The following is a 20,031-nucleotide window of genomic DNA, read 5'->3' on the forward strand; positions in this document are numbered from 1 at the left end:
GCACCACCTACCGACGAGCGTGGTGCGTATACGGGTGCAGAGCAAACGGAGGGCCGATGACCGTCTACGCGCACCGGCTCCGAGGAGGTGGTGCGCGTAGAGCCGACGGCAGCGTCAGAGGGCGATGATGGTCAGGGCTATCGACACGGCGAGCGGGATCGTGGCGAACGCGAGCATCAGCCAGGGTGTGTAGCGGCGCTGGATCGTCACGAAGGCGCCCACGGTGAGCAGCACGCCGATCAGGCCGACGGCGATCAGAGCCGGCTGGTACCAGCCAGGTGCGATGCCGCCGATGATCGCGGCCAGCCCGCGGATGCCGACGCCGACGCCCGCCAGCGCCAACGCCGTGCCCCACGCGCAGACGCCGAGCATGTGGGCGCTTTCCGGTGTGGGCCTGGCGTCCGAGTGCACCAGGTCGCCGAGCCGGAAGATGCCGTTCTGTGCGGCCGCCGCGTGTTTGGCCTTGTTGAGGCTCAACCGGGTGGGCAGGCGCTCGACGCTCACGGGCTCCGTACCCGCTGGACTCTCGCCATCGCCGACCTGTGGCGCAGGCTCGATGAGCGTCCCCGTCGCGCCGTTCGACACGGGTGAGGTGAGCGTTCCCGCGGCGCCGTTCCCGGTCGACACGCCGCTGAGGGCGTTGCCAACGGCCGTCTCCGGCCCGGCCACCGTGTCTAGGCCGGTGATGATCGGTACCCCCGGCGTCGTGATCTGCCGTTCCGAGGTCCCGACGACGCCGCCGGTCTGGCTCGGGGCCGGATTTGGTCCGGTCGATGGGACGATCGGCAGGGTCTCGACCCCCTCGCCAGGTGCCGGGTCGGCGATCACGCCGGTGGCCGCGGTTCCGTCCGTGCCCATGGCGTGCCGGGGCGACGAAGGCTCCGCCTTACTGTTGTCTGATTTGTCTGCCGAAGGGGTCTCTGCCTGGTTCGACACACGTCACCGTCCTGCGCCTCCGTCGGCCCACCGCCTCCCGGCGGGCCCGCCATGGATTCAACGGCAGAATGTGACTACGCGTAACGGCATGATCTCCAACCGCGATCATCCAGAATTGCCGGAATGTACCCGACGCTGCGGTGTCACCTTCGCGACAAGTTCGATCAGTTCTTTCATGAGGTTCCGGGCCACGGCGTAGGCTGCGCAGCGTGACAATCTCGTCGACTCCGATCTTGTGCCTCCGAAAGGTCGGCGGGCCTGTCAACATGCCGGGAACGTTCGGATGCGCCTGACGATCCTCGGCTGTGCCGGCAGTTTTCCCGGCCCCGAGTCGGCCTGTTCCGCATACCTCGTCGAGGCAGACGATTTCCGCCTCCTTGTCGACTTCGGCACCGGGTCATTGTCAGCGCTCCAGCGCTATTCGAGCCTGCACGGCATCGACGCGATCCTGTTGACCCACCTGCACTGCGACCATATGTCGGACGCGTGCGACTACATCGTGGTCCGGCGCTACGCGCCTGAAGGCGCCTACCCGGCGATCCCGGTCTACGCACCGGCCGGCGCGCCGGCCCGGATCGCCGCCGGCTACAACAACGAGGTCGAGGACCCGCTCGACGACGTCTACACCTTTTACGGCCTGCAACCGGGTTCGTTCCCGATCGGGCCGTTCCAGGTCGTCGTCGACCGGGTCAACCATCCGGTCGAGACCTACGGCGTGCGGATCGAGCACCAGGGCCGGGTTCTGGCCTACTCGTCGGACACCGCACCCTGCGACGCCCTGCTGCGCCTGGCGCACGGCGCCGACGTGTTCCTGTGCGAGGCGAGCTACCTCGACGGCGCCGACAACCCGCCCGACATCCACCTCACCGGTGGCGAGGCGGGGGAGGTCGCCACCAAGGCCGGCGTCGGCCGGTTACTGCTGACGCACCTGGTGACCGCCTGGGGCAGCGAGGCATTGACCTTCGAGGCGGCGCAGGCGACCTATGCGGGGCCGATGGAGATCGTCCGGCCCGGCGCGCGCTACGAGATCTGACCCTTCAGGCACTGTTTGCCGGCCCGACAACCGGGTGTCGCCCCCCGCACCGCACCGGCACAGACGGTGTGCCCATGCGTATCGCGCTCATCACGGAGTCCTTCCCGCCGGACGTCAACGGTGTAGCGAACTCCGTCGTCCGCGTCGCCGAGCACCTGGTCGCCCGCGGCCACCAGCCGATGGTCATCGCGCCCGCGCCGTCGTCGTCGGCCCGTGGCGTGACCGGTGCCCGGTCGTATCCGGTGGTCCGCATCCCGAGCGTGCCGCTGCCTCGCTACCGGGGCTTCCGGTTCGGGATGCCCAGCGCCCGGCTCACTGACGCGCTCATCGCGCACGCCCCGGACGTCGTACACCTGGCCAGCCCCTTCTTCCTCGGTGCCCGTGGTGTGGCCCTGGCCAACCAGCGCAACCTGCCGACCGTCGCCGTCTACCAGACCGACATCGCGGCGTACCTGCGCAACTACCGCCTGGCCTGGGGCGAGGACATCACCTGGCACTGGATCCGCACCATCCACAATGGTGCCGACCGGACGCTCGCGCCGTCGTCGACCTCGGTGTCCGACCTGGCCGAGCAGGGCATCCGCCGCGTGCACCGCTGGGGCCGCGGCGTCGACACCGTCCGGTTCCACCCGAGCAAGCGCAGCGCCGGAGTGCGCCGGGCGTTGGCGCCGGACGGTCAACTGCTCATCGGGTACGTGGGTCGGCTGGCCGCGGAGAAACGGCTCGACCTGCTGGCCCGGGTGTCCCGGATGCCTGGCGTGCGGCTGGTCGTGGTCGGTGACGGCCCCGGTCGCAAGGAGGCCGAGAAGGCCCTGCCGCACGCGGTCTTCCTGGGTCAGCGCGGTGGCGAGCAGTTGGCCCGGATCTACGCGAGCCTGGACGTGTTCGTGCACGCCGGGCCGCACGAGACGTTCTGCCAGAGCGTGCAGGAGGCGATGGCCAGCGGCGTGCCGGTCGTCGCGCCGGCCGCCGGCGGCCCGATCGACCTGGTCCGCCCCAACCTGACCGGCACGCTGGTGCCACCCGGCGACGGCGGCGCCATCGCGGACGCGGTCGGCGCGTTGGTCAAGGACCCGGAACTGCGCCAGCGGTACGGCCTGGCCGCGCGCGACTCGGTCGCCGGACGCACGTGGGCGGCGATCGGGGACGAACTGATCGGCCACTACGCGGAGGTGCTGCAAGGGCGCTCGGTCCGGCCGCGGCTGGCCGTCGCCGCATGAGCTCGGGGGCTTCTGGGCTGCGGATCGTGCGGCTCGCGAACTTCATCATGCCCAGGTCGGGTGGTCTCCGGACGGCGCTGCGCAGCCTGGGTGCGGGATACCTGGCCAACGGGCACCAGCCGATCCTGGTGATGCCGGGTGAGAAGTACGCGGACGAGGAGACCGACCAGGGCCGGGTGATCACGCTGCCCGGCCCGATGGTGCCGCTGACCGGCGGCTACCGGGTGCTGGTCGGCCGCCGCCCACTGGCCCGGCTGCTGGACCGCCTGGCGCCGGACCGGCTGGAGGTCTCCGACCGCAGCACGCTGCGTTGGACCGGGCGCTGGGCCCGGGACGCCGGCGTGCCCAGCGTGATGGTCTCCCACGAGAGCCTGGCCGGGCTGCTGCGGATCTCCGGGCTGCCGGGCGCGGCCGGGCGGAAGACGGCGGACGCGCTCAACGCGCGCAGCGCCGACGCGTACGACACGATCGTCTGCACCACCGGTTGGGCGGCGGAGGAGTTCGTCCGGATCGGTGCCCCCGTGCGGCGGGCGCCGCTCGGCGTAGACCTCGACACGTTCCATCCCGGCCGGCACGACCCAGAGGTGCGCGCCCGATACGTCCGGCCAGGCGAGGTACTGCTGGTCACCTGCACCAGGCTGTCACCGGAGAAGAAGCCGGAGCTCGCCGTCGACGCCCTGGCCGCGCTGGTCCGCGCCGGTGTGCCGGCCCGCCTCGTGGTGCTCGGCGACGGCCCGCGCCGGCCGGTGCTCGAGTCCCGGGCCGCCGGGCTGCCCGTGACCTTCGCCGGCTTCCTGCCCGACCAGGCCGCCGTGGCCGCGCTGTTGGCCAGCGCCGACGTGGTGATCGCGCCCGGCCCGGTGGAGACCTTCGGTCTCGCGGCGCTGGAGGCGATGGCCTGCGGCACGCCGGTGGTCGTCAACGCGGCCAGCGCGCTGCCCGAGGTGATCGGCCCGGCCGGTGCGGCGGCGCCCGGCAGCGGTCCCGCGATGGCCTCGGCGGTCACCGGGCTGCTCGGGCTCGACGAGGATCTGCGCCGGTCACAGGCCCGGTCGAGGGCCGAGGAGTTCAGTTGGCCGGCGGCGACCGCGGCCTTCCTCGGCGCGCACCGGGCGGCGGTGACAGCGGGGCGCGCGCGGGCCGACGCGGACGCCGCCTAGGCTGGCCCCCATGGCTCGACCAGACGGGCGGCGGCCCGACCAACTGCGACCGGTGACGATCACTCGACAGTGGAGCATGCACCCAGAGGGCTCGGTGCTGGTCGAGTTCGGCGACACCCGGGTTCTGTGCACGGCCAGCGTCACCGAGGGGGTGCCGCGCTGGCGCAAGGGCAGCGGGCTCGGCTGGGTGACCGCCGAATATGCGATGTTGCCGCGCGCGACCACGACCCGCTCCGACCGCGAGAGCGTCAAGGGCAAGGTCGGCGGGCGTACGCAGGAGATCTCCCGCCTGATCGGGCGCAGCCTGCGGGCCTGCGTCGACCTGAAGTCCCTGGGCGAGAACTCGGTCGTGCTCGACTGCGACGTGCTCCAGGCCGACGGCGGCACCCGGACGGCCGCGATCACCGGCGCGTACGTGGCGCTGCACGACGCGGTGACCTGGATGGCCGGCAAGAAGATCCTGGCGGGCAAGATCGAGGAAGCGGTGCCGCGCTCGGTGTCCGCCGTCAGCGTCGGCGTCATCAAGGGTGAGCCCCGGCTCGACCTGATGTACCTCGAGGACGCCGCGGCCGACGTCGACATGAACGTGGTCTGCACCGGCGACGGCGACTTCGTCGAGGTGCAGGGCACCGGTGAAGCGGCGGTCTTCAACCGCGCCGAGCTCGACGCGTTGCTCAACCTGGCCGTGACCGGTTGCGATTCGCTGGCCGACGCCCAGCGGAAGGCGTTGGCGTCGTGAGCCGCCGGATGCTGCTCGCCACCAACAACGCGAAGAAGCTCGTCGAGCTGCAGCGCATCCTGGACGGCGCGCTCGGCGGCGGAGCGATCGAGCTGGTCAGCCTGCGTGACGTCGACCAGTACCCGGAGCCGGCGGAGACCGGCCTGACCTTCGCCGAGAACGCGCTGCTCAAGGCCCGCGAGGGCGCGAGCCGCACGGGCCTGCCGGCGATCGCCGACGACTCGGGCATCACGGTCGAGGCGCTCAACGGCATGCCGGGCGTGCTCAGTGCCCGCTGGGCCGGGAAGCACGGCGACGACACGGCCAACAACGAGCTTCTGCTGGCCCAGATCAGCGACTTCGCCGACGAGAACCGCGGTGCGGCCTTCGTCTGCGCGGTCGCCCTGGTCACGCCGGGCGGGCGCGAGCACCTGGTCGAGGGGCGGCAGCCGGGCCACCTGCTGCGGGCTCCGCGGGGTTCCGGCGGCTTCGGCTACGACCCGCTCTTCATCGGCGAGGGCCAGGAGCGGACCAACGCCGAGCTCGCACCCGCGGAGAAGGACGCGATCAGCCACCGGGGCAAGGCGCTGCGGGCCCTGGCCAAGGTCATCGCGAAAGAGCAGATCCGCTAATTGGTACGTGGGGCTCGTGGGGTTTGTGGGGCTCGTGCGGCTTTGGGGTGGCGGTGAGCCACCCCGGGCCTGGCAGCGAAGCGGTCTCTGGCGGGAGCAACGGTCGTGCCCACCGCGAGCCCGAGTCATCGTGGCCTGTAATGAGCACTGGTCTCGTTAGCATGGGTCGATGGATGCTCTAGCCGGGCTGCTGGACGGGCCGCGGGCGCGAGCGGCGTTTTTGCTCCGATGTGTGCTGGATCCGCCGTGGTCGCTGCGGATCCGCGACGAGGCGCCGCTGTCGATCGTGTCCGTCGTGCGCGGTGATGCCTGGGTGACCTTCGATGGTGCCGCGCCCGTTTGTCTGCATCCGGGTGATGTCGCGGTGATGCGGGGGCCGGACCACTACACCGTCGCGGACGATCCTGGGACCGCGCCGCAGATCGTCATCCACCCTGGGCAACGGTGCACCACGCCCGACGGGGACGACCTGCACGACGAGATGGATCTTGGGGTACGCACCTGGGGTACGAGTGCGGACGGCGAGTCGGTGATGTTGACCGGCACCTACCAGGTCAACGGCGAGATCAGCGACCGACTGCTGCGGGCGCTGCCGACGCTGGTGGTGCTGCGCGCCGGCGACTGGGACTCACCGTTGGTCGGGTTGCTCGGCTCGGAGATCGTGCGGGACGAGCAGGGGCAGTCGGCGGTGCTCGACCGGCTGCTGGACCTGCTGCTGATCGCGGTGCTGCGGGCCTGGTTCTCGAGGCCGGAGGCGGAGGCACCGGCGTGGTACCAGGCGCAGACCGATCCCGTCGTCGGGCGCGCCTTGCGCATGCTGCACAACAACCCGGCGCATCCGTGGACGGTGGCCTCGCTGGCGGCGCGCAGTGGGCTGTCGCGGGCGGCACTGGCCCGGCGGTTCGCTGATCTGGTCGGTGAGCCACCGATGTCGTACCTGACCTCGTGGCGGTTGGCGCTCGCCGCCGATCTGCTGCTGGAGCCCGACGCGACGGTGGCGGCGGTGGCTCGGCAGGTGGGGTACGGGAGCGCGTTCGCGCTGAGTACGGCCTTCAAGCGGGTGCACGGGGTCAGCCCGCAGGAGCATCGGAAGCGGTCTGCGGGTGGCTCTTCGGGCGCGGCTGGCTTGCCTGGCTCGGCCGGCTCGGCTGGCTCGGCTGGCTCGGCTGGCTCGGCTGGCTCGGCTGGCTTGTCAGCGGGCCAGGAAGTGGTAGCCGATCCAGCACCACCAGCCGAGGACCAGGACGCGGCCGAGCGGGGTACGCATCGCGGCGGTCAGCGCGGTGGCGACCGGCTCGGGGCCCTTGCCTCGGCGGCGGCTGGTGATGTCGACGACCAGCATCGCCGCGAAGATGACGATGAAGCCCGTGATGAGGACGAGACGAGGGCTCACCGGCTCGCCGCCCAGGCTCCGGTGCTCAGCCAGATCACGTAGCCGAACACCCGGGCCGGATAGTTCTCCAGCACCGGGTCGAACGCGAGGCTCAGCGTGGGGTGGGCCGGGTCGTTGCCCCAGCCGAAGGCGACCAGCTCCCAGACGCAGAAGAGGCCGAGCAGCACGAACCAGGTGACGACCGTCGACCGGGTGGTCTTCACGGTCCGCTTGGGTGTGCGTCGGGCGCCCCAGACGATGATGGCCAGCCCTGGGACGAGCACGGTGAACGACGCCGGCAGGGTCAGTGGGCGGGCGACCGCGGCGAGCAGTGCGTAACCCGCGATGAACACGACCAGGGCGGCGTACCTGTTGAGGAGGAGGGGACGGCTGGCGGTCTCCTCACGTTGTCGCGACTCCACCATGCGGACAGTCTGCCGTCGATCACCGGTGTCGCGATGCTCATTCGCGAGTGAGTTGCCGCTCAGGGCCCATGACGTCGCGACAGGTGTTGCGGGACCACCCAGGGTGGCTCGTGATCAGCTTGCGCCTTGCTCAGCCGGCAGCGGCCTTGATCGCGGCGGCGGCCGCGGCGGGCTGGTCGTGGTGGATGTAGTGGCCGGCGTCGTCGACGACGATGTGCTGACCCTGGGGGTACGCGGCGGCGGTCTCTTCGGCCAGCTCGGCGGCGCGCACCTGGAGCACAGGTAGCTTGCCCCGGGTCGCCGTCAGGACGGTCATCGGCACGTCGGCCGGGGGATTGGCGGCGCGGGCGCGGCGGGCGGCCTCGACGCCGCCGGCGAGCCGGTTCTCGGTGCGCACGGAGGCGACCTGGTAGCGCTCGGCGTACTCGGCGCGGTAGGCGGCCAGGACGAGTTGCTGGGTGGCCGGGTCGTCGCTGCAGACCTTCATCAGCCCCTCGGCGAACCTGTCGAGCTGCTTGTCGAACAGGCCGGCGTACTTGAGCAGCACCATCCAGGCCAACGACAGGTCGGAGGTGATCCGCAGCCGGGTGGGTACGACGGCCATCACGCCTTCGTGGGTGGGGTCGATGAGCACCAGCCCGGTCACCTGGGCCGGCCGGGCGGCGGCGGCGAACTGGGCGAGCAGGCCGCCCCAGCTATGTCCGACCAGCAGGGTCGGCCCGTGGGCGTCGAGGAGGGCGACCATGTCGTCGACCTGGGACTCGATGGTGAGCCGACCACGAACCGGATCGCTGGCACCGAGGCCGGCCCGGTCGTAGGCGATGACGCGGAAGTCGGTGGCCAGCGCTGGGAGGATCGGCCCCCAGTCGAGCACGGTGTCGCCCGCGCCGCCGACCAGCAGGATGGTCGGTCCGGTGCTGTTCGTCTCGATCCAGCGGAGGTGGCGGCCGTCGTCCCGGACAAGCTCACCCCAGCTGAGCTGGGCGTCGGGCGCCAACGCCGAGAGTGCCGTGATCACGGGGTCGCTCTGCCGCCGGCTCGCCATCGGTCGCCTCCTGGGTTCGAGAGAATTCTTTCGAGACGATATTCTCGAAACGCAGGGCTCGAAACAAGAGAGGATTTTGCGCGATGGCTGCACGACTGCAGGGAGCGGCGGCGATGCGCGCTCTGGCGCATCCGACCCGGATCGCGCTGATGGAGGTCCTCCGTGTGCACGACACGTTGACCGCGACCGAAGCGAGCGCGCTGATCGGCCAGACCCCGACGAACTGCGCCTTCCATCTGCGCGCGTTGTCCCGCTTCGGGTTCGTGGAAGAGGTCGGCACGGGGCCGGGCCGGCGTCGGCCCTGGCGGGCGCTGGACGTACCCCTGGCGTTCTCGGACGTCCAGGACGACGAACAGTCCCGCGCCGCGGCCCGGGCGCTGTCGGACGTGCTGGTCCGGCACTGGCTTGAGCGGGTGCAGTCGGCGCAGGCGAGCCGCTATGCGGAGCCCGCCGAATGGCAGGACGTGCTTGGAGGCTCGGGCACGGTCGTGTACGGCACCGTGGACGAGGTCCGGGAGATGGTCACGGACATCCGAGCGGTGCTGAGCCGCTATGACGACCGGTTGCGCGACGCCTCGGCCCGGCCCGAGGGGTCGCGGTCCGTGGAGCTGTTGGTATTCGCCCAGCGGTATGCCACGAGCGAGAGCTGACGCGCTCGCCAGCGGCGACCGCCGAATCGAACGCGCTTAGCCGCGCGCCCAGCGGGCTTGAACCCGCGGGCTAGCCAGGCCTGACCGGCCCGCCTGCCGTCTCCCGCAGAGGCGTATCTGCTGGCTTGGCTGCCGCCGTCCCTGCGGCGGCAAACACCGCCTGACCGGGCCGGTCGGGCATGCGGAGGCAGCCAACGCCTGACAGGTCGGTCCGGGCATGCGGCGGCAGCCAACGCCCGACAGGTCGGTCGGGTACGCGGCGGCAGCCGACGTTCGGCTGGCCGGTCGGGTCAGGGGAGCGGGCCGACCTCCGCTTCGACGGCGTTGCGTAGTTCGGTGCCGCTGACCAGCTCCCGTGCCGACTCGATGATCGGAGCCAGGAAGACATCAGGCCCCGGGGTGCCGGCGAAGCGGGCGACCGCGGCCGTAGCGATCGTGCCGGCCGGCGACGGCGCCAGCGGCCCCCGTAGCTGGATGCCGCGGACCCCCGCCAGCAGCTCGACCGCCAGCAGGCTGGTCAGGTTGTCGAGCACCGTGCGCAGTTTGCGCGTCGCGGCCCAACCCATCGAGACATGGTCTTCCTGCATGCCACTGGTCGGCAGCGAGTCGACCGACGCCGGGGACGCCAGGCGGCGGTTCTCCGCGACGATGCCGGCCGCGGTGTACTGCGCGATCATCAGGCCCGAGTTGACGCCCGCGTCGGGGGACAGGAACGGCGGGAGCTCGCGGGAGCGGCAGACGTCGAGCAGGCGGTCGACCCGGCGTTCGGCGATGGCACCCACCTCGGCGGCGGCGATCGCCAGGAAGTCGGCGGCGAAGCCGAGCGGCGCACCGTGGAAGTTGCCCGTGGACTCGACTCGGCCGTCTGGGAGGACGACCGGGTTGTCGACGATCGAGCGGAGCTCGCGGCCGGCCACCTGGGTGGCGAACTCGAGCGTGTCGCGCGCGGCGCCGGCGACCTGGGGTGCGCAGCGCATCGAGTACGCGTCCTGCACCGCGTGGTCCAGGTCGTCGCGGTGCGAATCCATGATCGCGGAGCCCTGGAGCAGGCGGTGGATGTTGGCCGCCGACGTCGCCTGGCCGGGGTGCGGCCGGATCGCGTGCAGCTCCGGCATGAACGGGCGGTCGGAGCCCAGCATCGCCTCGATCGAGAGGGCGGCGGTCAGGTCAGCCATCGCGAACAGGTGCGCGGCGTCGCCGATCGCCAGCAGCAGCATGCCGAGCATGCCGTCGGTGCCGTTGACCAGCGCCAGGCCCTCCTTGGCGGCCAGCTCGATCGGGCGCAGGCCGGCCCGGCGCAGCGCCTCGCCGCCGTCGATGCGGGTGCCGGACTTGTCGAGCACCCAACCCTCGCCGAGCAGCACGAGCGCACAGTGCGCCAGCGGGGCCAGGTCGCCGGAGGCGCCGAGCGAGCCGTGCTCCGGCACCCACGGCGTGACGTCGGCGTTGAGCAGGTCGACCAGCGACTGGGCGACCAGCGGGCGGACGCCGGAGTGACCCAGCGCCAGCGACCGGATCCGCAGCAGCATCATCGCCCGGACCACCTCGCGTGGCATCGGGGCGCCGATGCCGGCGGCGTGGGAGCGGATGAGCGCGTGCTGTAGCTCGGCCCGGCGTTCGCTGGCCACGAACGTGCTGGCCAGCGAGCCGAAGCCGGTGGACACGCCGTAGACCGGGCGGCCGGACGCTTCGATGCGGTCGACGTGGGCGCGCGACGCCGCCATCGCCTCGACGGCGGTGGGGTGCAGCTCGACCAGGGCGGCCCCGCGGGCCACAGCGTGGACGTCGGCGGGCGTGATGCCGGTGGGCAGGACGGTGACAGTCGTCATTGGGGTGCTCCGTTGTGCAGAACCTTGGTGACCAGCGGTACGCCCGGCCGGTAGGCCAGGTGCAGATGGGTGGGCGCGTCGAGCAGCATGATGTCGGCCCGCGCGCCGGGGCGGATCACGCCCACGTCGTCGCGGCGCAGCGCCCGGGCGCCGCCCGCGGTCGCCGACCAGACCGCCTCGGCCGGCGTCATGCCCATCTCGCGGACCGCGAGCGCGACACAGAACGGCATCGAGGAGGTGTACGACGAGCCGGGGTTGCAGTCGGTCGCCAGCGCGACGGTAGCGCCGGCGTCGAGCAGCCGGCGGGCGTCGGGATAAGGCGACCGGGTGGAGAACTCGGCGCCGGGCAGCAGCGTCGCGACGGTGTGCGACCCCGCGAGCGCGTCGATGTCGGCGCGGGACAGGTGGGTGCAGTGGTCGGCGCTGGCCGCGCCGAGCTCGACCGCGAGCTGCACGCCCTCGCCGGGGCCGAGTTGGTTGGCGTGCACGCGTACGCCCAGGCCGGCGTCCTTGCCCACGGTCAGGATCGCCCGCGCGTGGTCGGCGTCGAAGGCGCCCTTCTCGCAGAACACGTCGATCCACTTGGCGTGGGGCCGGGCGGCGCGCAGCATCGGACCGCAGACCAGCCCCACGTAGTCGTCCGCGCGGTTGGCGTATTCCGGCGGGACCACGTGTGCGCCGAGGAAGGTCGTCTCCGAGGTGAACTCGGCCGCGATCCGCAGCGAGCGGGCCTCGTCGGCGACCGTCAGCCCGTACCCACTCTTGATCTCGATGGTCGTCGTGCCCTGCCGCAGCGCCTCGGACCGCAGGCGGTCGACGTTGTCGCGCAGGAGGTCGTCGTCGGCGGCGCGGGTCGCGGCGACCGTGGTGCGGATGCCGCCGCCGGTGTAGGGCTCGCCGGCCATCCGGGCGGCGAACTCGGCGGCCCGGTCGCCCGCGAAGACCAGGTGGGCATGGCTGTCGACGAAACCTGGCAGGACGGCGCCGCCCTGCGCGTCGATGCGCCGGTCGGCGGCGGGCGCGTAGCGGCTCGGGCCGATCCAGGCGATGTCGCCCTCTTCGACCAGTACCGCCGCCTTGCGCCGGATCCCGAGCAGGCCGCCCTCGCCGGTGCCCGGAATGTTGGTCACCAGCTCGCCGATGTTGTCGATCACGAAACTCACCACAGGCTGTGCACCGCCTCTTCGAGCGCCGCCGGCACGTCTATCCGCACATGGTGCCCGTCGCGGACGGTGACCCGCCCGTCGACCACCACGGTGGTGACATCGGCGGCACTCGCGGTCAGGGGCGCGCCGACCGGCGGGGCGCCGGCCGTACGCGGGCTCTCCAGGTTGATCGTGACCAGGTCGGCCCGCTCGCCGGCCGCGATCCGCCCGACATCGGTCCAGCCCAGCGCGTTGTGCCCGGCCACCGCCGCGGCTCGGATGAGCTCGGCCGGCGTGAAGTGGCCGCGTCGCTCGGTGCGCAGCCGCTCGTCGGCCTCGAGCGCGCGCGCCTCCTCGAACAGGTCGATCACGGTCTGGCTGTCGCTGCCCAGGGAGAGCGGGCTGCCGGCGTCGGCCAACGCCCGGGCGGGGCCGATGCCGTCGGCGAGGTCGCGTTCGGTCGTCGGGCAGAAGCAGACGCCGGTGCCGGTGTCGCCGAGCAGGGTGCGGTCGAGGTCGGTGAGGTGCGTGGCGTGCACCGCGGTCGACCGCGCGCTGAGGACGCCGCTGTCGGAGAGCAACTCGGTCGGGGTGCGCCCGTGCGCGGCCACGCAGGCCTCGTTCTCGGCGCGCTGCTCGGAGAGGTGGAAATGCAGCGGACGGCCGGCGGTGCGCTCGGCGAACTCAGGAAGCAAGGCAGCCGGCACGGCACGAACGGAGTGCAGCGCGGCGCCGATCCGCACGCTGTCGGCGTTGTCGCTGTTGGCGGCGTCGAGGCGGTCGAGCCGGGCCAGGTAGGCGTCGAGGTCCTGGTCCCCGAACCGGCGCTGGACACCCTCGAGCGGCTCGCCGTCGACGGTCGCGGTCAGGTAGAGCGCGTCGAGCAGCGTGATCCGGATGCCGGCCTGCGCCGCGGCCTCGATCAGCACCGCGCCCATCACGTTGGGATCGGGGTAGGGCTCGCCGTCGACATCGTGGTGCAGGTAGTGGAACTCGCCGACGGTGGTGATCCCGGCCAAGGCCATCTCGGCGTACGTGGCCCGGGCCAGCGCCAGGTAATCGTCCGGATCGAGCCGGCCGGCCAGCGCGTACATCCGGTCGCGCCAGGTCCAGAAACTGCCCCGGTCGTCGGTGGTGCGCCCGCGCAGGGCGCGGTGGAACGCGTGCGAGTGCGCGTTGGCGAGCCCGGGCAGGGTGAGCCCAGGCAGCCGGATCGCGTCGGGCGGCGGCGTCGCGACCCCGACGGTGATCGCCGAGAACCGCGAGTCCACCACCTCGATCAGCACCCGGCCGGTCGGCGCCTCGTCAGACCCCAACCAAGCCCAGTCGGCATACCAAAGCCCGTCGCTCATGCGCTCTCCCCGCTGCGCGTGGAGAGGCAGGAGCTCCAGTCACTGAGCTGGCTTGGTCGCTCGGTCATCGCGCCACCCCCTCGTCATGATCAACGAGTGGCTGGGCGGACAGTTCCTCCAGTACGCGGGCCAGGGCCTTGACGCCTTCCGCGCAGTCGGCGTCGCTGGCCGACTCGGCGGGGGCGTGGCTGACACCGGTGGGGTTGCGGACGAAGAGCATCGCTGTGGGTAGGTGGGCGGAGAGCACGCCGGCGTCGTGCCCGGCGCCGGTCGGCAGGATCGGTGCGCCGCCGAGCAACCCGGCCAGGTTCGAGGCCAGCGTCGGGTCGAAGCGGACCTCGCCCGTGGTCGACTCGGCGGTGAACCGGATGGCGGTGCCGTCGCGGCCGGCTCGCTCGGTCGCCTTCTTGGCAACCGCTTCGACCAGCCCTGCCAGGGTCTCGTCGTCGGCGGCCCGGGCGTCGAGCCAGCCGCGCACGGCGGCGGGGATCGCGTTGGTCGCGTTCGGGGTGACCTCGACCCGGCCGACCGTCGCGTGCGCGCCGCGCAGCCGGGCCTCCTTGTTGGCGGCCAGCACCGTGAACGCGTAGGTCAGCATCGGGTCGCGCCGGTCGGTCATCAGCGTGGTGCCGGCGTGGTTGCCCTCGCCCTCGACGTCGAAGCGCCACCGCCCGTGCGGCCAGATCGCGCTGGCCACGCCGATCGGGCCGGCCAGCGCGCGGCCCTGCTCGACGTGGAGCTCGACATAGGCGTCGAAGCGAGCGACCAGTTCGGGTCGTGCACCGGCCGGGGTGGCACCGAGCACGTCGCCCAGGCTAATCCCGTCGCGGTCGGTCAAGGCGGCGGCTCGTTGCGGGTCGATCGCCCCGGTCAGCAGCCGCGAACCGAGGCAGGCCACGCCGAACCGCGACCCCTCCTCCTCCGCGAAGGCGGCCACCGTGATCGGCCGCGTGGGCTGGAAACCGCGCTCGCGCAGAAGATCCACAGCAAGGAACGCGGACACGATGCCCAACGGCCCGTCAAACGCCCCACCGTGCGGCACGGAATCGAAATGACTCCCGGTCAGCACCCCGCCCGGCGCCGCACCAGAAAGCCGCTCGTCCGACGTGGGCGACCAAACGGCGAAGAGGTTGCCGTTGCCGTCGTCGGTGACCGGCATCCCGCGCCGAGCGGCCTGGACGCGGAACCAATCGCGCAGCGCGACCTCGGCCGGCGACCAAGCGAACCGCAGGTAGCCGCCGTCCGGGGCGCGGCCGATGCCCGACAGCTCCGCCCACACCTCGCGGAAGGTGTGCACCAGGGCAGGATCGGTGGACAAGGTCTTCACTCCGCCATCGGGATGCGCACGCCGCGCTCGGTGGCCACCTCGGTGGCCCGGTCGTAGCCCGCGTCGACGTGGCGGATGACGCCCATCCCCGGGTCGTTGGTGAGGACGCGCTCGATCTTCTGCCCGGCCAGCGCCGTGCCGTCGGCGACGCAGACCTGGCCGGCGTGGATGGAGCGGCCGATGCCGACGCCGCCGCCGTGGTGGATGGACACCCAGGAGGCGCCGCTGGCGGTGTTGACCAGGGCGTTGAGGAGCGGCCAGTCGGCGATCGCGTCGGAGCCGTCGGCCATCGCCTCGGTCTCGCGGTAGGGAGAGGCGACCGAGCCCGCGTCGAGGTGGTCGCGGCCGATCACGAGCGGCGCCGACAGCTCGCCGGAGGCCACCATGTCGTTGAACCGGACGCCGGCCTTGTCACGCTCGCCGTAGCCCAGCCAGCAGATCCGGGCCGGTAGCCCCTGGAAGGCCACCCGCTCGCCGGCCAGCTTGATCCACCGGGCCAGCGACTCGTTCTCGGGGAACAGGTCGAGCACCGCCCGGTCGGTCGCCGCGATGTCGGCCGGGTCGCCGGACAGCGCCGCCCAGCGGAACGGGCCCTTGCCCTCGGCGAACAGCGGACGGATGTAGGCCGGGACGAAGCCAGGGAAGGCGAACGCCCGCTCGAAGCCGCCTAGCTGCGCCTCGCCGCGGATGGAGTTGCCGTAGTCGAACACCTCGGCGCCCGCGTCCATGAAGCCGACCATCGCGGCCACGTGCGCGGCCATCGAGGCTCGTGCGCGATCCGTGAACTCCTCGGGCTTCGACGCCGCATAGGAGGGCGCGTCGGCAAGGTCGACGCCCTCCGGGATGTAGGACAGCGGGTCGTGCGCGCTGGTCTGGTCGGTGACGATGTCGATCTCGACGCCTCGACGCAGCAGCTCGGGGAAAACCGAAGCCGCGTTGCCGACGACGCCGACCGACAGCGCCCGCCGCTCGGTCTTGGCGGCCAGGGCCAGCGAGACCGCCTCGTCCAACGACGAGGCGACCACGTCGAGGTAGCGCGCCGCCACCCGCCGTTCGAGCCGGGACTGGTCGATGTCGACGATCAGGCAGACCCCGTCGTTCATGGTGACCGCGAGCGGCTGCGCCCCACCCATCCCGCCGCACCCGGCGGTCAGGGTCAGCGTGCCGGCCAGCGACCCACCGAACCGCTTGGCCGCGACGGCCGCGAAGGTCTCGTAGGTCCCTTGCAGGATGCCCTGCGTGCCGATGTAGATCCAGGAGCCGGCGGTCATCTGCCCGTACATGGTCAGGCCGAGCTTCTCCAGGCGGCGGAACTCGGGCCAGGTCGCCCAGTCGCCCACCAGGTTGGAGTTGGCCAGCAGCACCCGCGGCGCCCACTCGTGGGTGCGGAAGACGCCGACCGGCCGGCCGGACTGCACCAGCATCGTCTCGTCGTCGCGCAGGGTGTCGAGCGTACGCACGATGGCGTGGAACGACGGCCAGTCGCGCGCCGCCTTGCCCGTGCCGCCGTAGACCACCAGGTCGTCAGGCCGCTCGGCCACCTCGGGGTCGAGGTTGTTGATCAGCATCCGCTTGGCGGCCTCTTGCTGCCAGCCAAGGGCGGTGATGGTGCTGCCACGAGGTGCGCGCACGAGAGGGCCTCCTAGCTCACGAACAACTGACGACGGGACGCGGAACGTTCGAACTCTTCGAGCCGGCGCTGCGACTCGGTCGGGGCCGCGTCGCAAAGTGCCTGCAGCAGCACCATGGCCAGCGCCATCGGAGCAGCGTGCAGGTCGAAGACGAGCTGAGCGCCGACGGCGGCGGTCAACACGATGTCGGCGTGGTCGGCGGCCGGGCCGACCGCGGAGTCGGTGATCAGCACGACCGACAGGCCGTCGGCGCGGGCTGCCCGCAGAGCCTCGATCGCCTCGCGCGGATAGCGGGGTAGGACCATCGCCAGCAGCGCGGTCGCCCCGGCCTCGCGAGCCTGGTCGACCCGGTCGGCCAGCATGCTGCCGCCGGTTTCGAGCAGTCGGACGTCGGGATGCACCTTCGCCGCGAAATAGGAGAAGTACGACGCCAAGGGCGCCGCCGAGCGCAGACCCAGCACCGGCAACGGACGGCTGGCGGCCAACAGGGCGCCGGCCTGGCTGAGTCGATCAGGATCACCCAAGCGCGCAGCCAGGTCGTGCAGGTTGTCGGCCTCGGCCCGCAGCGCGACCTGGAGCTCGTTGTCGCCGGCCCAGGCCACGTCGATCGAGGGGCTGACCAGCTCGCGCAGCTTGCGGCGCAGCGCCGGATAGCCGTCGTAGCCCAGTGCCATCGCCAGCCGGGTCACGCTCGGCTGGCTGACCTGCGCGAGCTCGGCGACCTCGGAGGCCGAGAGGTAGGCCGCGGACGAGGCGTTCTGCACGAGGCAGTGCGCGATCCGCCGCTGGGTCGGCGTCAGCCGAACCCCACGGAACAGATCCACCACACGAACGCCTTCATTCACGAAGGCAGAGTATGCATAGAACCATTCAGGAAACAAGCACGTGCGGCGATTCTGCGGTGACGGTTAGCTGTGTGACGCAGGTAACACCGTCTGGTACAACTGCCGCGTGAACCGGACGAGACTTCGCAGAGCCATCGCCCGCACACCACTCGCACCGGTGGCGGCGTTCCCGCACCGGCTGCGTCGGGTTGCCCGCCACGACGCGAGAGTCATCGGCACCTCGGTGCGGTGGCTCTTCACCTCCCGTGAACATCACAACTACACCTACGAGTTGACCAAGCTGTCCCGCGAACACCTGGCCTGGTTCGTCAGCATCACCTGCGCGGTGCCGGTCGCCACGGTTCGCGGCTATTTCGGCGAGATCGACGACGACGCGGACCTGCGCGACCACATCACCGCGGCCACGACGGCGTCCGCGCGCCGTGGCCTGGCCGACAAGCAGGTCAGATACGCCAGGCGCATCGGCTGGTACGCGATCGTGCGCGCCCGCCGCCCCTCCCACGTCGTGGAGACCGGTGTCGACAAAGGACTCGGCACCTGCGTGATCGCGGCCGCCCTGCTCCGTAACACCGCGGAGGGCTCGCCGGGCCGGGTCACCTCGCTCGACATCAACCCCGAGGCCGGTTACCTGGCCCGCAGCACGCCGTGGGCCGACGTGGTCGACCTGGTGATCGGCGACTCGATCGCCTCGATCGGCGCGCTGGACCGCAAGGTCGACATGTTCCTGCACGACAGCGACCACAGCGTGGCCCACGAACGGCGCGAGTTCGAGGCCGTCGAGGCCAAGCTGGCACCGGGCGGCATGCTGCTGACCGACAACGTGACGATGACCAACGTGCTGGCCGAGCACGCCGAACGCACAGGCCGGAAGTTTCTGGCCTATCGGGAGACTCCGTCCAAGCACTGGTTCCCGGGCGACGGAATAGGCCTCGCCTGGTGACGGTGGCGGGTGGCACCCTGAAGCGATGCGATTGGGCGCCATCTACACGTACCCCGTGAAGGGTTGTCACCGCGTCACCCACGACGACGCACGCGTCGAGCCGTGGGGCCTGGCCGGCGACCGCCGCTGGATGATCGTCGATGCCGACGGCGTCGGAGTGACCCAGCGGGAGACCGCCGCGCTCGTCTTCCTGGGCGCGGCGGTCCGACCGGGCGCGCTGCGGCTGACCGCGCCCGGACGTGACGAGATCACGATCCAGGAGCCGCCACCGGCGTACGACGTGGGCGTCAAGATCTTCAAAAGCCGCCGCGCACCCGTGCCGACGCGACCAGCCGGCCCCGAGGCGGACGCCTGGCTCAGCGAGTTCCTCGAGCGGCCGGTTCGGTTGATGTTCCTGCACGACCCGACCGCGCACGTGCCCGGCGCCAGCGCGACGCTGGGCACGATGTCGTTCGCGGACGGCTACCCGCTGCTGCTCGCCAACAAGGCGTCGCTCGGAGCGCTCAACGACTGGCTGCTGGACGAGGGCGACGAACCGGTGCCGATCACCCGGTTCCGCCCGAACATCGTCGTCGAGGGCGCGGCGCCGTGGGCCGAAGACGGTTGGGCCGGTGGCCGGCTGCGGGTAGGCGAGGTCGTCTTCCAAGCGATCAGCCTGTGCGACCGCTGCGTGGTGACCACGATCGACCAGGAGACGGCCGAGAAGGGCAAGCAGCCGCTGCGCGCGCTGGGCCAGCACCGCAACATCGACAAGGGCCTGATGTTCGGCCTTAACCTGGTGCCGACGCAGCCGGGCCGCATCTCCCTCGGTGACGAGGTGGCAGTTCTCTAGCGCGGGTTGTCGAAGAGCCGATCTCCGCTCCGACGTACGAGGTGAAGGAACACTCTCGCGAAGGAGCGGTTGCGATGCGCAAGGTCATCTACTGGGTGCACACGTCGGTCGACGGTTTCGTCGACGGCCCGAACGGCGAGTTCGACTGGGCGTCGATGGGGCCGGAGCTGTCCGCGTACGGGAAGGAGGTCCACGACCGCGTCGACACCTTCCTGTATGGCCGCGTGGTCTGGGAGATGATGTCCAGTTACTGGCCGACCGCCGACCAGGTCTCGGACCACCCGCACGACATCGAGTTCGCCCCACTCTGGCGATCAACCCCGAAGATCGTCTTTTCGCGTACGCTCCGCGGCCCGCTCGACCACGGCGCCCGCGTGATCAGCGCGGTGACCGAGCTGACGGCTCTGAAGGCCGCGCCTGGCAAGGACTTGCTGCTCAACGGCGGCTCGCAGTTGGCCGGGGTACTCGCCGAACACGGCCTGCTGGACGAGATCCAGGTGATGGTCCACCCCGTCGTGCTCGGTGGTGGCAAGCGGGTACTGCCCCTCGACAAGGCCCGGGTCAACCTGGACCTGGTCGACTCCCGAACCCTGGACGGCCGCACAGTGCTGCACACCTACGTCCCGCGGTGAGGTCGAAGTCAGACGTCCAAGGTCAACCGAACCGTCACGGTGTCACCGATGTCGATCCGCTCAGCCTTACGCACAGCGGTCTTGAGCGGCACGATATAGCCGCCGTTCTTGGGCCACAACGAGGTAGTGAACCCGGTGGCGCCGATCCGCACCCCGACGGGAATCATGCCCCAGCCATAGCTGACCAGGTCGGCGTTGGCCGCCAACTCCACACACTGCGCCTCAGGCACCGTAACGAAATGCCACGGTGCCGGCCCCTTCCAAAACCAGATCTCGCCGTCGAACACCAATTCCATCGGCCCACCAT

At 71.4% G+C, this 20,031-nt stretch carries 20 protein-coding genes and 1 pseudogene; 10 read left to right on the forward strand and 11 right to left on the reverse strand.

What is annotated here, in order from left to right:
• Positions 1-114: 114 nt before the first annotated feature.
• A complete protein-coding gene (locus BLV39_RS07500; RefSeq protein WP_090788715.1) occupies positions 115-858 on the reverse strand; it encodes a hypothetical protein in 744 nt (247 codons plus the stop codon).
• 361 nt (positions 859-1,219) lie between these two features.
• On the opposite strand from BLV39_RS07500, the gene BLV39_RS07505 reads away from it, so the two are divergent.
• The 6 genes and pseudogenes from BLV39_RS07505 to BLV39_RS07530 form a co-directional block, all read left to right on the forward strand.
• Entirely contained in the window at positions 1,220-1,969 is a 750-nt protein-coding gene (locus tag BLV39_RS07505) for an MBL fold metallo-hydrolase (RefSeq protein ID WP_090788717.1), read from the forward strand.
• Positions 1,970-2,043: 74 nt separating this feature from the next.
• Positions 2,044-3,189 (forward strand): glycosyltransferase family 4 protein, encoded by a 1,146-nt coding sequence (locus tag BLV39_RS07510; RefSeq protein WP_090788719.1) that lies wholly within the window; start codon positions 2,044-2,046, stop codon positions 3,187-3,189.
• On the forward strand, positions 3,186-4,349 hold the full coding sequence (locus tag BLV39_RS07515; protein WP_090788721.1) for a glycosyltransferase: 1,164 nt from the start codon (positions 3,186-3,188) through the stop codon (positions 4,347-4,349). The genes BLV39_RS07510 and BLV39_RS07515 overlap by 4 nt, the downstream gene beginning before the upstream one ends.
• A gap of 10 nt (positions 4,350-4,359) precedes the next feature.
• Positions 4,360-5,088: a ribonuclease PH gene (gene rph / locus BLV39_RS07520; protein ID WP_090788723.1), complete on the forward strand. Its 729-nt coding sequence runs from the start codon at positions 4,360-4,362 to the stop codon at positions 5,086-5,088.
• Between the two features lie 8 nt (positions 5,089-5,096).
• Positions 5,097-5,699 (forward strand): RdgB/HAM1 family non-canonical purine NTP pyrophosphatase, encoded by a 603-nt coding sequence (gene rdgB, locus BLV39_RS07525; protein ID WP_090788725.1) that lies wholly within the window; start codon positions 5,097-5,099, stop codon positions 5,697-5,699.
• 169 nt (positions 5,700-5,868) lie between these two features.
• Positions 5,869-6,789, forward strand: a pseudogene (locus BLV39_RS07530) (AraC family transcriptional regulator); the annotation flags it as partial.
• Positions 6,790-6,891: 102 nt separating this feature from the next.
• Here BLV39_RS07530 and BLV39_RS45075 read toward each other — a convergent pair.
• The 3 genes from BLV39_RS45075 to BLV39_RS07540 all read right to left on the reverse strand — a co-directional run bounded on the left by BLV39_RS45075 (position 6,892) and on the right by BLV39_RS07540 (position 8,541).
• Positions 6,892-7,041: a DUF6186 family protein gene (locus BLV39_RS45075; RefSeq protein ID WP_373315370.1), complete on the reverse strand. Its 150-nt coding sequence runs from the start codon at positions 7,039-7,041 to the stop codon at positions 6,892-6,894.
• A gap of 47 nt (positions 7,042-7,088) precedes the next feature.
• The gene (locus BLV39_RS07535) at positions 7,089-7,496 is read right to left on the reverse strand and encodes a hypothetical protein (protein WP_090788729.1); all 408 of its coding nucleotides are present in this window, start codon (positions 7,494-7,496) and stop codon (positions 7,089-7,091) included.
• A gap of 130 nt (positions 7,497-7,626) precedes the next feature.
• Positions 7,627-8,541 carry an alpha/beta fold hydrolase gene (locus BLV39_RS07540; RefSeq protein WP_090788731.1) on the reverse strand — a complete coding sequence of 305 codons (915 nt, stop codon included), beginning with the start codon at positions 8,539-8,541 and terminating at the stop codon, positions 7,627-7,629.
• 83 nt (positions 8,542-8,624) lie between these two features.
• Between BLV39_RS07540 and BLV39_RS07545 the strand changes: the two genes are divergently transcribed.
• Positions 8,625-9,191, forward strand: a complete 567-nt coding sequence (locus BLV39_RS07545; protein ID WP_090788732.1) for a helix-turn-helix domain-containing protein — start codon at positions 8,625-8,627, stop codon at positions 9,189-9,191.
• Between the two features lie 290 nt (positions 9,192-9,481).
• Here the strand turns inward: BLV39_RS07545 and hutH are convergent, their stop codons facing one another.
• The 6 genes from hutH to BLV39_RS07575 form a co-directional block, all read right to left on the reverse strand.
• Entirely contained in the window at positions 9,482-11,020 is a 1,539-nt protein-coding gene (hutH, locus tag BLV39_RS07550) for a histidine ammonia-lyase (protein WP_090788733.1), read from the reverse strand.
• A complete protein-coding gene (hutI, locus tag BLV39_RS07555; RefSeq protein WP_373315364.1) occupies positions 11,017-12,183 on the reverse strand; it encodes an imidazolonepropionase in 1,167 nt (388 codons plus the stop codon). The genes hutH and hutI overlap by 4 nt, the downstream gene beginning before the upstream one ends.
• Positions 12,180-13,517 (reverse strand): formimidoylglutamate deiminase, encoded by a 1,338-nt coding sequence (locus BLV39_RS07560; protein WP_090788736.1) that lies wholly within the window; start codon positions 13,515-13,517, stop codon positions 12,180-12,182. Before BLV39_RS07560 ends, hutI begins: the two co-directional genes overlap by 4 nt.
• Positions 13,518-13,581: 64 nt before the next feature.
• On the reverse strand, positions 13,582-14,835 hold the full coding sequence (locus BLV39_RS07565; RefSeq protein WP_239083755.1) for an allantoate amidohydrolase: 1,254 nt from the start codon (positions 14,833-14,835) through the stop codon (positions 13,582-13,584).
• A gap of 5 nt (positions 14,836-14,840) precedes the next feature.
• Positions 14,841-16,475, reverse strand: a complete 1,635-nt coding sequence (gene hutU, locus BLV39_RS07570) for a urocanate hydratase (RefSeq protein ID WP_090788738.1) — start codon at positions 16,473-16,475, stop codon at positions 14,841-14,843.
• A gap of 11 nt (positions 16,476-16,486) precedes the next feature.
• Positions 16,487-17,320 carry a MurR/RpiR family transcriptional regulator gene (locus tag BLV39_RS07575; RefSeq protein WP_090788740.1) on the reverse strand — a complete coding sequence of 278 codons (834 nt, stop codon included), beginning with the start codon at positions 17,318-17,320 and terminating at the stop codon, positions 16,487-16,489.
• A 106-nt stretch (positions 17,321-17,426) separates the two neighbouring features.
• Between BLV39_RS07575 and BLV39_RS07580 the strand changes: the two genes are divergently transcribed.
• From BLV39_RS07580 to BLV39_RS07590, 3 genes are all read left to right on the forward strand, one after another.
• On the forward strand, positions 17,427-18,260 hold the full coding sequence (locus BLV39_RS07580; RefSeq protein WP_090788742.1) for a class I SAM-dependent methyltransferase: 834 nt from the start codon (positions 17,427-17,429) through the stop codon (positions 18,258-18,260).
• Between the two features lie 25 nt (positions 18,261-18,285).
• A complete protein-coding gene (locus tag BLV39_RS07585) occupies positions 18,286-19,092 on the forward strand; it encodes an MOSC domain-containing protein (RefSeq protein ID WP_090788744.1) in 807 nt (268 codons plus the stop codon).
• Between the two features lie 74 nt (positions 19,093-19,166).
• Complete coding sequence (locus BLV39_RS07590) at positions 19,167-19,724, forward strand: dihydrofolate reductase family protein (RefSeq protein ID WP_090788746.1); 558 nt, start codon at positions 19,167-19,169, stop codon at positions 19,722-19,724.
• An 8-nt stretch (positions 19,725-19,732) separates the two neighbouring features.
• Here BLV39_RS07590 and BLV39_RS07595 read toward each other — a convergent pair whose 3' ends face one another.
• Entirely contained in the window at positions 19,733-20,020 is a 288-nt protein-coding gene (locus BLV39_RS07595; protein ID WP_090788748.1) for a DUF1905 domain-containing protein, read from the reverse strand.
• Between the last annotated feature and the right edge of the window lie 11 nt (positions 20,021-20,031).

Source organism: Asanoa ishikariensis, from assembly GCF_900107455.1.
GTDB lineage: Bacteria > Actinomycetota > Actinomycetes > Mycobacteriales > Micromonosporaceae > Asanoa > Asanoa ishikariensis.